The following is a 12628-nucleotide window of genomic DNA, read 5'->3' as shown; positions in this document are numbered from 1 at the left end:
CGCTCTAGTGCATTCGACTGGAGCGTGCGACCTCTATCACACTCCATTCAGAGCCAAGGTAATAATGAGCCTGTTTTCCGCTGTCGAGCTGGCACCACGCGATCCCATTCTGGGCCTCAACGAAGCTTTCAACGCCGATACCCGTAGCAACAAGGTCAACTTGGGTGTAGGTGTTTACTGCAACGAAGAAGGGCGTATCCCACTGCTGCGCGCAGTGATCGAAGCCGAAACCCAGCGCGCTGCCCAGCACGCTTCCCGCGGTTACCTGCCGATCGACGGTATCGCCGCCTACGACCAGGCCGTGCAGAAGCTGCTGTTCGGTGCCGAGTCGCCTCTGCTGGCTGCAGGCCGGGTTATCACCACCCAGGCCGTTGGTGGTACCGGAGCCCTCAAGATCGGTGCCGACTTCCTCAAGCAGATCTCGCCCAATGCCGTGGTCGCGATCAGCGATCCAAGCTGGGAAAACCACCGCGCACTGTTCGAAGCCGCAGGCTTCCCGGTGCAGAACTACCGCTACTACGACGCCGCCACCAACGACGTCAACCGCAGCGGCATGCTGGAAGACCTCAACGCCCTGCCGGCCGGCTCGATCATCGTCCTGCACGCCTGCTGCCATAACCCGACCGGCGTCGACCTGAGCCTGGACGACTGGAAAAACGTCCTGGAAGTCGTCAAGGCCAAGGGCCACGTGCCGTTCCTCGACATGGCCTACCAGGGCTTTGGCGACGGCATCCACGAAGACGCCTTCGCTGTTCGCCTGTTCGCCGAGTCGGGCCTGGATTTCTTCGTTTCCAGCTCCTTCTCCAAATCCTTCTCGCTGTACGGCGAGCGTGTTGGCGCACTGTCGATCATCACCGAGTCCAAGGAAGAGAGCGCTCGCGTGCTGTCGCAGGTCAAGCGCGTGATCCGCACCAACTATTCCAACCCGCCGACCCACGGCGCCACCATCGTCGCCACCGTGCTCAACAGCCCGGAACTGCGTGCAATGTGGGAAGAGGAGCTGGGTGAAATGCGCCAGCGTATCCACGGCATGCGCAAGCAGATGGTCGAACTGTTGGCCGAATATGGCGCCCAGCGCGACTTCAGCTTTGTCGGTCGTCAGCGCGGCATGTTCTCCTACTCGGGCCTGACCGTTGAGCAAGTGGCACGCCTGAAGAACGAGTTCGGCATCTACGCCCTGGACACCGGTCGTATTTGCGTCGCCACCCTGAACCAGAGCAATATCCATGTGGTGACCAAGGCCATCGTCGAGGTCCTGTAACTGACCTTTTGCCAAGGGGAGGCTTGACTTCCCCTTAGCAATCAGTAAGATACGCCACAGATTCCGCGATAGCTCAGTCGGTAGAGCAAATGACTGTTAATCATTGGGTCCCAGGTTCGAGTCCTGGTCGCGGAGCCAAATACCTGAAAAACCTCCAGTTGCCTCAAGCACTGGAGGTTTTTTCGTTTCAGCCCCTCGCATTTTCCTAGGGCTGGTAAGGCTCGGTGACAGGTCGCTGCTCATCCACCAGCGTCCACACCAGCAACTTGGCCGATGCCGATTCACTGCCGTTGCGCGACACCAGGTGCACCGCGCCCGGCGGCTCGTACCAGAAATCTCCGGCCTTGTAGGTCGTTGGCTGCTGCTCACCCTTGAGCTGCGACACCACCACCCCTTCCAGCACATACGCCATGACTGCACCCGGATGCTGGTGCGCCACGGATTTCTGGCCGGGCGCATAGCTGACTGTCAGCATGATGGCCTTCTTGCCGGGCGCGTTGCTCGGCAGTTGCTGCTGCAACACCTTGACTGCCTCCTGCCCCTGCTCCGGGCCATGGGCCCAGGCGCCCGGCAGAGCAAACAGGCTGGCGATGACCAGTGTAGCGAGGGGTAACGGGCGGGATTTCATCGGCATGACCTCAATTGTGTGAATACCGGCAGGTTAAGCCGGCGCCCACGAGGTCAAAAGCGCCAATTCGGCGAAAAACGCGGAGGCTAATCAGCTGCGGCCAATCGGATAGAACCTACCGCTGCTCCACACACCAAGCCATTGCTGGCCATCGATCTGCCGCGGCACAGCCAGCTCGACCAGTTGATAGAACACATTGCGGTGGATCAGCGCTTCGAGGTTGCTGCGCATATGGACATACGGCGATGGTTCTTGAGTCTGCGCATCGATCTCGAAGCGCAGGGGATGTTCGGCGCCGGCCTCGACCTGATCCTCGACATTACTGGTGAAGCGCAGCACCTGCTGTTCGCCACTGCCCTGCACTTCCAGCGCTACCGCCACGAACGGCGCATCATCGACCTTGATGCCGACCTTCTCCACTGGCGTGACCAGGAAGTAGTCGTCACCATCGCGGCGAAGGATGGTGGAGAACAACCGCACCATCGGCTTGCGCCCGATCGGCGTGCCCAGGTAATACCAGGTACCGTCGCGGGCGATACGCATGTCGATGTCGCCACAGAAATCCGGATTCCACAGATGCACAGGTGGCAAACCTTTTTCCGCCTTGGGAATCTGCGACAGCAGATCGTTTGCCTTGCCGGAATCCGTCATTACATTCTCCTATCGACTCATACCCAGAAGGCTACGAGCGTAATCCTCAAGGGGTGGCCCGAGCAAATCTTCCGGCTTGTTATCGTGGAACGTCAGCAAACCGCCACGACTTCTGATCCGTGCAGTGTCGATCAGGTAGCGGGTATTGGTTTCGATCAGCATCAACTGGACCACGCCAGTATCGATACCCAGGCGATCGACTGCTTGCTCGTCGTACCATTCGTCGCCATTGCCGATGCGATCATCGGTTCGCGCAAAGCGGGTATAGAGCAGGTAGTGGGCACCCACCGAACGAGCCTCCACCAGCGCGTCTTCCAGGCCCAGGGGCCCTTGGGCACGCCGCACCATGGGGAAGTACTCGACAAAGCCCTTGAACGCCTCTTCAGCAACCACATTGGGACGCGGATAGGGTCCCTTGCCCGGCGGGACGAAGGCGCCCTGGCCTATATAGATGAATGAATCAGGTTGCAGGCGTACCGACAACGAACGACGCGTGTCGCTGTGATCGAGCAAACCAGCGTCGCTCATGTGGTAACGGGCGCCCTCGCCCAAGTCGCTGACATTCATGCAGCCGCCCAGCGCCATCAGCGCCAGCAGCAGAATCAGGCTACGCATCTATCCTCCAGTGGCCGGTGACGGAAAACCGGCGAACGGCTGACAGATGCAGCTTTTGCGCCAGTCTCAGCCGCCGATGATTTTCATCACCGTTGCACCACCGGAAAATGCCACCGGCTGCTTGTCGCCCAAAGCCTTGAGCAACAATCCCTGCAACGCAGGCAGGGCTTCATGGCGAGGCTTGTCGAGCAGATCGCCGACATAGTGACGGTTGCTCGACGACAGGCAACCATGCAGCCAGCCAGTGGACGACAGGCGCAATCGCGAGCAGGTACGGCAGAACGGCACGCTCTCATTGGCGATCACACCAAAAAAACCATGGCCAGGAATCTGGTAGCGCAGGGCAGTGGCGTCCACCGGAGCGTTGGCCTGCAGGTACTCGTAGCGCTCGCCGATCAATTGCAGCAGATGCTCAAGGCTGACGAACTGCTGCAAGAAGGCGTTGCTGTCGCGCGCCAGGTGCCCCATGCGCATCAGCTCGATGAAACGCAATTCGAAACCCCGAGCCATGCAGTACTCGAGCAGCGGCAGGACTTGATCGAAGTTCTGCCCACGCAAGGGCACCATGTTGACCTTGATCTTCATTCCGGCCGCGCTGGCCTGCTCCATGCCATCGAGCACCGTGGCCAGGTCGCCACCACGGGCGATACGGCGGAAAGCATCCGGATCGAGTGTATCGAGGGAAACATTGAGTCGGCGTATGCCGGCAGCGCGCAGCAGCGGCAGCTTGCGAGCCAGCAACTGACCGTTGGTGGTCAGGCTGATTTCATCCAGGCCGAGCATGGCAACGGAGGTCAGGAAGGTTTCCAGCTTGGGGCTGACCAACGGCTCGCCCCCGGTCACCCGCAGGCGCTCGATGCCGGCCGCCTCGATCAGGTAAGCCACACCACGGGCCAGGGCCTCGGCAGACAGCTCATCCTGGGCCGCCACCAGACGCTTGCCGTCCGGTACGCAATAAGTACAGGCATAGTTGCAGGCAGCGGTGAGGCTGACGCGCAAGTTGCGAAAACGCCTGCCTTGGCGGTCGACGATCATGGGTGACTCCGGCATGGATGAATCGGGCCTGCAAAACCTGACTCAAAAATCAGGTTTTTGCAAGCCTCATACCTGAGTATATTCCCGCCGGGGTCATCCCAGTAGCGCCATCGGCACCCTGAATGCCTCAGCTGCCGGCGCCATCCGGATCGCGCTTGCGCTTGTTGCCCATGCGTACGCCGATGTCCATCAGGAACTGGAAGAACCCTTCCTGATCTTCCAGCACATTGCTCCAGAACGGCGAGTGATAGAGCGCTACGGCCCCATGCACCAAGGCCCAGGCTGCGCAATAGTGGAAGTAAGGCGGTACGTCTTCGAGCTTGCCCTCGCTGATGCGACCCTTGATCAACAGGGTCAGGCGCTCGAAGTTGGAGGCACGGATCTTGTGCAGCTCCTCGACCATCTCGGGTACCTGGTTGCCCTTGACCACTTTCTCTTCGAGGCGATCGAACAACCGGTAGCGCTGCGGGTCACGCATGCGAAATTCAAAGTAGGCGCGCGACAGGGCTTCCTTGTCGCGGTCGACGTCGGCAGAGTGCAACAGTTCGTTCAAATCGCGCTCGTAGTCGAGCATCAGGCGCAGGTAGATTTCCGCCTTGGATTTGAAGTGCTTGTAGATCGTGCCTTTGCCGATACCGACGGCATCAGCGATCATCTCGACGGTGACACTGTCTTCACCCTGTTCGAGAAACAGCTTGAGCGCGGTATCGAGAATCTCTTGCTCACGGCGACGAAACTCACGGACCTTACGAGGTTCTTTCTGCATAAGAAGGACTGGATCAAAATCGAAGCCGGTTATTATGCCTAACTTGCGCCAAAATGCACGGATCATCCAACCATGTCTATGTTTCTTGATGAGTTTGAACAAGCCCCGGGCCTTCGCTATCTGAACCATGCAGCCGTGGCACCCTGGCCGAAACGCGCCAGTCAGGCGGTTGCGCGCTTCGCCCAGGAGAACGTTTTACTGGGCGCAAGGGACTATCCAGACTGGATGAACATGGAACAACGCCTGCGCGAACGATTGATGCGCCTGACGAACGCGCCATCGACCGATGACATTGCCCTGGTCAAGAACACTTCCGAGGCGCTGTCGTTCGTCGCTTTCGGGCTTGATTGGCAGGCTGGCGACCAGATCGTCATCAGTGACGAGGAATTCCCCTCCAACCGCATCGTCTGGGAAGCGCTGGCCAACCAAGGCGTGGAAGTGGTCCAGGTCAGCCTCGAGGGTGCGGACCCGGAAGCCGACCTGCTGGCTGCCTGCGGACCACGGGTTCGACTGCTGGCCATCAGCGCCGTGCAGTTCGCCAGCGGCCTGCGCCTGGACCTGGCACGGCTCGGTCAGGGTTGCCGTGAACGCCAGGTATTGTTCTGTATCGATGCCATCCAGCAGTTGGGTGCCCTGCCCTTCGATGTCCAGGCCTATCAGTGCGACTTCGCCATGGCCGATGGCCACAAATGGATGCTCGGCCCGGAAGGACTGGGCGTGTTCTATTGCCGTGCCGACATTCGCCCGAGCCTCAAGCTCAGCGAATACGGCTGGCATATGCTCGAGCACATGGGCGACTACACCCGCACCACGTGGGAACCGGCACACAGCGCCAGGCGCTTTGAGTGCGGCAGCCCGAACATGCTCGGTGCCGCCGCACTGGAGGCGAGCCTGTCGCTGCTCGAAGCAGTGGGTATGGATCAGGTGGCTGCGGCGCTGGCCGAGCGCGTGAGCTGGCTGCACGATGGCCTGGCGGCGATTCCCGGCGTGCGACTGCACAGCCCGCAGGATCCCGCACGGCGTGGTGGCATTGTTTCATTCAGCATTGAGGGGATTGATAACCTTCAGGTCTATCAACGTTTGAAGCAGGAACAGGTGGTGTGCATCACCCGCGGTCTAGGTGTGCGATTTTCCCCGCATTTCTACACACCTAAACCGATAATCGACGAAACTCTGGCAATAGTCAGGCAGATAGCAGAGCGATGAGTGCTCAGCAGCTGCGGCCGTATTCCAAATCTGTTTAAAAAACGATCAACACGCGCTGGCAGCCCGCCAATCCTGACCAATACTTCAGGTGTTGGCGCGGCGCATCCCCCCAAGTGGCGCGCCGATAAAGGTGCTCAGGGACCGCGTACCTTTGTTTTACTCCTAATGGTCTTAACCCGGATTCACCCCCCAGAACCCGGGTTTTTTTTGTCCGCGTTTTTTCTGTGGGAGCGGGCTTACCCCGCGATCGCGTACCCTCTGATACATCGCATCGCGGGGCAAGCCCGCTCCTAGCGCACCCGTGCCAGCGGGAACAGGCGCTTGAAGTTGGCCGTGGTCTGCCCGGCCAGTTGCTCATAACTTTCGCCACGCAGCATCGCGACAAACTCCGCCACTTCGCGCACGTACTCCGGCAGGTTCGGCTTGCCGCGATGGGGGATTGGCGCCAGGTATGGGGAATCGGTCTCGACCAGCAGGCGATCGGCCGGGACTTGGCGGGCCACATCACGCAAGGCATCGGCATTGCGGAAGGTGACAATGCCAGACAGCGAGATGTAGTAGCCCAGATCCAGCGCCGCCCTGGCCATGTCCCAGTCCTCGGTGAAGCAGTGCAGCACACCGGCCTGACTCAAGTCGGCCTCGCGCAGCAGCGCAAGGGTATCGGCCCGGGCTGCCCGGGTATGGATGATGACCGGCTTACCGGTAGTCTTGGCCGCTTGCAGGTGAAGACGGAAAGAATCCTGCTGCACCTGGGCCGCTTCGGGCTCGTAGTGGTAGTCCAGCCCGGTTTCACCAATGGCCACCACATGCGGGTGCTCGAGTTCCTTGAGCAGCCAATCCAGCGGTGGGGCGCCATCGGGCGTCAGGTCCAGCGGATGAATACCCACCGAACAATCGACGTCGCTGTAGCGCTCGCTCAAGTCCTTGACCGCCTTGGCGTTGTCGGCACTGACGCCGATACACAAAAAGTGACCGACACCCCGAGCCCGGGCCGCCTCGAGGGCGAGATCCAGGGAGCCCTGGTGAGCGGTGAGGTCTAGACGATCAAGGTGACAATGGGAATCTACAAGCATGGCTTCACGACGACATTGAAAAATGAATGGATTCGAACGCCCAGCTCAACGCTGGCCAGGCAACATCGCCCAGGACGCCAGCAACGCCTCGAGCAGCAGCACACGATTGAGGTTGGCCTTGGAGAGCACCTTCTGGCGCTGGGCGAGGATCCAGTCCTGAATCTCCAGCACCTTGCCCTTGCTGCTTTTCTGCGCCAGGTACTGCACCACTTTGCGCATGTCGTTCAAGCCTAACCCTTCCTCGTCTTCGGTCAACTGGTAGCGCAGGACCAGGTTGGACCAATCACAAAACCAGTCGAACAACTGCAACAAGGGGATGGCATTCCAGGCCTCGGCCAACTGGCTCGGGGACTGCTGCTGCTTGAGCAGCTTCTTGACTCCCTCGACCACCAGCGCACGCTGCTCGCGTACGCCCTGGGCCTGAAGACTGACCGCTGCCAGTGGTGAACCGGCTGCCAGCGTGAGCAATTCAGTGCGCTCCTGCTCGTCACAATCAGGCAGCGCCTTGCCCAGCCAGGCCAGGCTTTGTGCGGTATCCGGCAGCGGACAGGCCTGCTGGACACAACGACTCTTGATGGTCGGCAACAAACGACTGGGTTGATGGCTGACCAGCAACAGCACAGTGTTGCCCGAGGGTTCCTCGAGGCTCTTGAGCAACGCGTTGGCAGCGTTGATGTTCATCGCCTCGACCGGCTCGATCAGCACCACCTTGCGCCCGCCCAATTGCGCGGTCTGAACCACGAACGACACCAGGTCACGCACCTGGTCGACCTTGATGGGCTTGTCGGCCTCCTCCGGCTCCAGCACGTAGTTGTCCGGATGGCTACCCGCAGCCAGCAACAGGCACGATTTGCACTGGCCACAGGCCTTGAGACCGGCCGGGCGCTGGCACAACAGCAACGCCATCAATCGCTCGGCCAGCGCGCGCTTGCCGATACCCTGAGGACCATGCAGCAGGTAGGCATGGGCATGCTGTGGACGTCCGGCCAGTTGCTGCCACAAGGCCTGCTGCCAAGGGAAGGCCTCAGCCACGGCAACGCTCCAGGATCTGCGGCAACAAGGCATCCAGCGACTGCTGCACCTGCGCCAGGGTTTGCGAGGCATCGATCAACTTGTATTGCTGCGGGGCGGCCTTGGCACGCGCCAGGTAGGCCTGGCGAACGGCTTCGAAAAATACCTGGCCTTCCTGTTCGAAGCGATCCAGGCGACCACGCGCCGCCGCCCGGGACAAACCGATTTCCACGGGCAGGTCGAAGACCAGGGTCAAGTCCGGGCGCAACCCGCCCTGGACGAATTGCTCCAGAGTGGCAATGCGCGACACCGACAGACCGCGGCCCCCACCCTGGTAGGCATAGGTGGCGTCGGTGAATCGATCGCACAACACCACCGCCCCTCGAGCCAGCGCCGGACGAATCACTTGCGCCAGATGTTGGGCACGGGCGGCGAACACCAGCAACAGCTCGGTGTCGGCATCCATGACCTCTTCGCTGGGCGCCAACAGGAGTTCACGGATCCGCTCGGCCAGCGGCGTACCGCCAGGTTCACGAGTCAGGACCACATCCACGCCCTGGGCACGCAGGTGCTCGGCAAGGTACTCGCGATTGGTGCTCTTGCCCGCGCCTTCGGGACCTTCCAGGGTAATAAACAAGCCGCTCACAGGCAGTCCTTACAGTTGATCATTGCGGGGTGGGTTCGCTGGCCGGCGCTTGCGGTTCGGGCAGCGCTTGCTCTGCATCGACAGGCGCGTCCTGGGCGGGCGCTTCCTGGACGGGAGCATCGACCGGAACCTCGGGGGCCGGGCTCGAACGATAGTCGGCTCGACGCTTGATTTGATATTCGCGAACGGCCGAGTTATGCGCGTCCAGGTCGTCGGAGAAGACATGGCTGCCATCGCCGCGCGCCACGAAGTACAGGCTGGTGCCCGGGGTCGGGTTCAGCGCCGCATGGATGGCTTCACGCCCGACCATGGCGATCGGGGTCGGCGGCAGCCCGGCATTGGTATAAGTGTTGTATGGCGTCGGCTCACGCAGGTCGGCACGAGTGATCTTGCCGTTGTAGCGCTCGCCCATGCCGTAGATGACGGTCGGGTCGGTCTGCAACAGCATGCCTATACGCATGCGCCTCACGAATACGCCAGCAATCTCGCCACGCTCCTGGGGCACCCCCGTCTCTTTCTCGACCAGCGAGGCCATGATCAGCGCCTGGTACGGATCGCGGTACGGCAGGTCGGCGGGACGCGTCGCCCACTCCTTGGCCAGGACCTCCTCGAGACGAGCGTATGCCTGCTGGAGGAATTCCACATCGGTCATGCCACGAACAAAACGATAGGTATCCGGGAAGAATCGCCCTTCAGGGAACACACCAGGATGGCCAAGCTTGTCCATCACCTCGGCATCACTTAGGCCGTCGATGGTCTGCTTGATCTTTTCATGCTTGGCCAGCGCCGAGCGCACCTGGCGGAAGTTCCAGCCCTCGACCAGCGTCAGGCTGTATTGCACGACATCACCCCGACGCCAGACTTCGAACAGGTCGCGCACGGTCATGCCGGGCGTCATGCGGTACTCGCCCGTGTGCAAAGGCACGCCGGCCATATTGAAACGCCAGTACAGGCGCAACCAGAACGCATCGTCCAGCAGGCCTTCTTTTTCCATGCGGTAGAACATGCGATTGGGGTTGGTGCCGGTCGGCACGTCAAGCAGTTGCTCCTGGCTAACATGCAGGGTCTGCTCGAGTGCGGAGTTCACTTTCCAGGCCGAAAAACCCAGCATCAGGCCTGCCAGGATCAATCCAGCCTCCAGCAGCACCAAGAATTTACGTCTCACAAATCAGGTATCCAGTAACGTACGGGCAATGGCCTGCAGTTTACGGGTGAGTGGTCCCGGCGACCAGTTCAGCGATGCAAATGCTCGCACGGGCCAAATACCGTAAACACTGTTGCAGACGAAGACTTCATCGGCCTGCTCCAGGTCCTGCAGGGACAGATCGGCGACCCCCACCGGGATACCCGCGACACCAGCCTGGGCAATGAGCGCGGCACGCATGACCCCCGCCACGCCACAACGACTCAGGTCAGCCGTGAGCAACCGGCCCTTACTGACCAGGAACAGGTTGCTATAAACCCCTTCGACTACCCTGCCCGACGTGTCGCGCATCAAGCCCTCGGCGTGCTCGGTATCCTGCCACTCGGAGCGTGCCAGGACCTGCTCGAGCCGATTGAGATGTTTGAGCCCTGCCAGCAAGGGTTGTTCCGCAAGACGCGTGGCACAGGGGAACAGACGAACACCGTGCTCGGCATTCTGCGAGGGATAGGCGGGCAAAGGACTGCCCTGCAGGATACGTCGTGGTGCAGCACCAGCGGCGGGCGCATAGCCGCGCTGACTGTCGCCACGTACCAGAATCAGCTTGAGTACGCCGTCACCCAGCGCAGCGGCGTAACGGCACAGCTCGTCGCGGATCAGGCCATGATCGGCATCGATCGCCAGGCGCTGGCATCCCAGCGCCAGGCGATCGAGATGATACTCGAGCAACGATGGCCGCCCGGACCGCACAGCGATGGTCTCGAACAGACCATCGCCATAGGCCAGGCCGCGGCTTTGCAGGTTGACTGCATCTGCCGGCAGGCCATCGAGCCAACTGTGCATCAGCCGGCGAACCGGCGGAACACCAGCGAGCCATTGGTACCGCCAAACCCGAAGGAGTTGGACAGCACAACGTCGATCGACATGTTGCGCGCCTCGTGCGGCACGAAGTCCAGGTCGCAACCTTCGTCCGGCTCATCGAGGTTGATGGTCGGCGGCGCCACCTGGCTGTTGATCGACAGCACACTGAAGATCGCCTCTACGGCGCCGGCAGCGCCGAGCAGGTGCCCGGTCATCGACTTGGTCGAACTGACCGCCAGCTTGTAGGCATGCTCGCCAAACACCGACTTGATCGCCGACGCTTCGGCCAGGTCGCCTGCCGGCGTCGAGGTACCGTGGGCGTTGATGTAGCTTACCTGGTCGGCATCAAGACCGGCATCACGCAATGCGTTGACCATGCAACGCGCAGCGCCGCTACCGTCTTCTGGCGGAGAGGTCATGTGGTAGGCGTCGCCGCTCATGCCAAAACCAACCAGCTCGGCATAGATGGTCGCGCCACGGGCCTTCGCATGCTCGAGCTCTTCAAGCACCAGGGCGCCGGCGCCATCGGAGAGGACGAAACCGTCTCGACCCTTGTCCCAAGGGCGACTGGCTCGGGTAGGGTCGTCATTGCGGGTCGACAGCGCGCGCGAGGCACCAAAGCCACCCATGCCCAAGCCGCAGGCCGCCATTTCCGCACCACCGGCGATCATCACGTCGGCCTCGCCGAAGGCGATGTTGCGCGCAGCCATGCCGATACAGTGAGTACCGGTGGTGCAGGCGGTGGCGATGGCGTAGTTAGGTCCCTGTACACCCAGGTGGATCGACAGGAAACCGGAAATCATGTTGATGATCGAACCAGGCACGAAGAACGGCGAGATGCGTCGCGGGCCTTGATCATGCAGCGTGCGACTGGTTTCTTCGATATTGGTCAGGCCACCGATACCCGAGCCCATGGCCACGCCAATGCGCTCGCGGTTGGCATCGGTAACTTCCAGGCCGGCGTTGCGCACCGCTTGAAAACCGGCTGCCAGGCCGTACTGAATGAACAGATCGAGCTTGCGGGCTTCCTTGACCGACAGGTACTGCTCAACCTCGAAGCCCTTTACCGAGCCGCCAAAACGGGTGGAGTAGGCAGACAGGTCCGTATGTTCAATCAGACCTATGCCACTGCGGCCAGCCAGAATGCCCTGCCAACTGCTCGGCACATCCGTACCCAGTGGCGACAGCATACCCATACCGGTGACCACGACGCGTCTACGCGACACAGCACTCTCCTTATTCACATTGACTACATGTCTTGTAAAGAAAAAACCGCACGCCGGCGAAGGCAGTGCGGTTTTTCCATGACAAGAAGCGACGACTACAACGTCTTAGCCCTGGTGGCTGTTGACGTAGTCGATAGCAGCTTGAACAGTAGTGATCTTCTCAGCTTCTTCGTCAGGGATTTCGGTCTCGAATTCCTCTTCCAGAGCCATCACCAGCTCAACGGTGTCAAGGGAATCGGCACCCAGATCTTCGACGAAGGAAGCAGTGTTCACTACTTCTTCTTCTTTAACGCCCAGTTGCTCGGCGACGATTTTCTTGACGCGTTCTTCGATGGTGCTCATACCTTGTTTTCACTCCTAATGGACATATGTCAGGCAGCTGGCCGGTGTGTAAGTGTATAGAAAGACGTCTGCTTTTCAAGCGCAACTCGCCTCGCCAGACCACACCTGCCAACCGACTAGAATCTGGTTGCAGCTTTATAACGGATTTTAGACAGCTCGTATGACA

14 protein-coding genes and 1 tRNA gene are annotated in these 12628 nt (G+C 60.7%); 3 read left to right on the top strand and 12 right to left on the bottom strand.

Translation table 11 applies throughout. The features are described from left to right. Positions 1-64: 64 nt before the first annotated feature. Both NPS58_RS01170 and NPS58_RS01165 read left to right on the top strand, forming a co-directional pair. Entirely contained in the window at positions 65-1261 is a 1197-nt protein-coding gene (locus tag NPS58_RS01170) for an amino acid aminotransferase (RefSeq protein ID WP_274112896.1), read from the top strand. Between the two features lie 62 nt (positions 1262-1323). Beyond that, positions 1324-1399: transfer RNA gene (locus NPS58_RS01165), tRNA-Asn, on the top strand. A 67-nt stretch (positions 1400-1466) separates the two neighbouring features. Here the strand turns inward: NPS58_RS01165 and NPS58_RS01160 are convergent. The 5 genes from NPS58_RS01160 to NPS58_RS01140 all read right to left on the bottom strand — a co-directional run bounded on the left by NPS58_RS01160 (position 1467) and on the right by NPS58_RS01140 (position 4956). Then, positions 1467-1889: a cupin domain-containing protein gene (locus NPS58_RS01160; protein WP_274112894.1), complete on the bottom strand. Its 423-nt coding sequence runs from the start codon at positions 1887-1889 to the stop codon at positions 1467-1469. A gap of 90 nt (positions 1890-1979) precedes the next feature. After that, positions 1980-2540 carry a DUF1285 domain-containing protein gene (locus NPS58_RS01155; protein WP_274112893.1) on the bottom strand — a complete coding sequence of 187 codons (561 nt, stop codon included), beginning with the start codon at positions 2538-2540 and terminating at the stop codon, positions 1980-1982. 9 nt (positions 2541-2549) lie between these two features. After that, the gene (locus NPS58_RS01150) at positions 2550-3155 is read right to left on the bottom strand and encodes a DUF4823 domain-containing protein (RefSeq protein WP_274112891.1); all 606 of its coding nucleotides are present in this window, start codon (positions 3153-3155) and stop codon (positions 2550-2552) included. 66 nt (positions 3156-3221) lie between these two features. After that, positions 3222-4190 (bottom strand): GTP 3',8-cyclase MoaA, encoded by a 969-nt coding sequence (locus tag NPS58_RS01145; RefSeq protein WP_274112889.1) that lies wholly within the window; start codon positions 4188-4190, stop codon positions 3222-3224. Between the two features lie 127 nt (positions 4191-4317). Continuing rightward, positions 4318-4956: a TetR/AcrR family transcriptional regulator gene (locus NPS58_RS01140; RefSeq protein ID WP_028943788.1), complete on the bottom strand. Its 639-nt coding sequence runs from the start codon at positions 4954-4956 to the stop codon at positions 4318-4320. A gap of 72 nt (positions 4957-5028) precedes the next feature. Between NPS58_RS01140 and NPS58_RS01135 the strand changes: the two genes are divergently transcribed. Continuing rightward, complete coding sequence (locus NPS58_RS01135; RefSeq protein ID WP_274112886.1) at positions 5029-6162, top strand: aminotransferase class V-fold PLP-dependent enzyme; 1134 nt, start codon at positions 5029-5031, stop codon at positions 6160-6162. Between the two features lie 290 nt (positions 6163-6452). Here NPS58_RS01135 and NPS58_RS01130 read toward each other — a convergent pair whose 3' ends face one another. From NPS58_RS01130 to acpP, 7 genes are all read right to left on the bottom strand, one after another. Then, the gene (locus NPS58_RS01130) at positions 6453-7235 is read right to left on the bottom strand and encodes a TatD family hydrolase (protein ID WP_274112884.1); all 783 of its coding nucleotides are present in this window, start codon (positions 7233-7235) and stop codon (positions 6453-6455) included. Positions 7236-7280: 45 nt separating this feature from the next. Further along, entirely contained in the window at positions 7281-8267 is a 987-nt protein-coding gene (locus tag NPS58_RS01125; RefSeq protein WP_274112882.1) for a DNA polymerase III subunit delta', read from the bottom strand. Beyond that, complete coding sequence (gene tmk, locus NPS58_RS01120) at positions 8260-8892, bottom strand: dTMP kinase (protein WP_274112880.1); 633 nt, start codon at positions 8890-8892, stop codon at positions 8260-8262. Before tmk ends, NPS58_RS01125 begins: the two co-directional genes overlap by 8 nt. Positions 8893-8911: 19 nt before the next feature. Further along, entirely contained in the window at positions 8912-10057 is a 1146-nt protein-coding gene (gene mltG, locus NPS58_RS01115; RefSeq protein ID WP_274112878.1) for an endolytic transglycosylase MltG, read from the bottom strand. Between the two features lie 3 nt (positions 10058-10060). Then, positions 10061-10876 carry an aminodeoxychorismate lyase gene (gene pabC, locus NPS58_RS01110; RefSeq protein WP_274112876.1) on the bottom strand — a complete coding sequence of 272 codons (816 nt, stop codon included), beginning with the start codon at positions 10874-10876 and terminating at the stop codon, positions 10061-10063. After that, entirely contained in the window at positions 10876-12120 is a 1245-nt protein-coding gene (fabF, locus tag NPS58_RS01105; RefSeq protein ID WP_274112874.1) for a beta-ketoacyl-ACP synthase II, read from the bottom strand. The genes pabC and fabF overlap by 1 nt, the downstream gene beginning before the upstream one ends. Positions 12121-12225: 105 nt before the next feature. Then, positions 12226-12462, bottom strand: coding sequence for an acyl carrier protein (acpP, locus tag NPS58_RS01100; RefSeq protein ID WP_025261008.1), 237 nt, complete (start codon positions 12460-12462; stop codon positions 12226-12228). Positions 12463-12628 lie beyond the last annotated feature (166 nt).

The sequence above is a fragment of the Pseudomonas putida genome (genome assembly GCF_028682455.1).
GTDB classification, from domain to species: Bacteria; Pseudomonadota; Gammaproteobacteria; order Pseudomonadales; family Pseudomonadaceae; genus Aquipseudomonas; species Aquipseudomonas putida_AA.
Note: the sequence above shows the minus strand (reverse complement) of the source record. Positions and strands in the feature narration are given on the sequence as shown.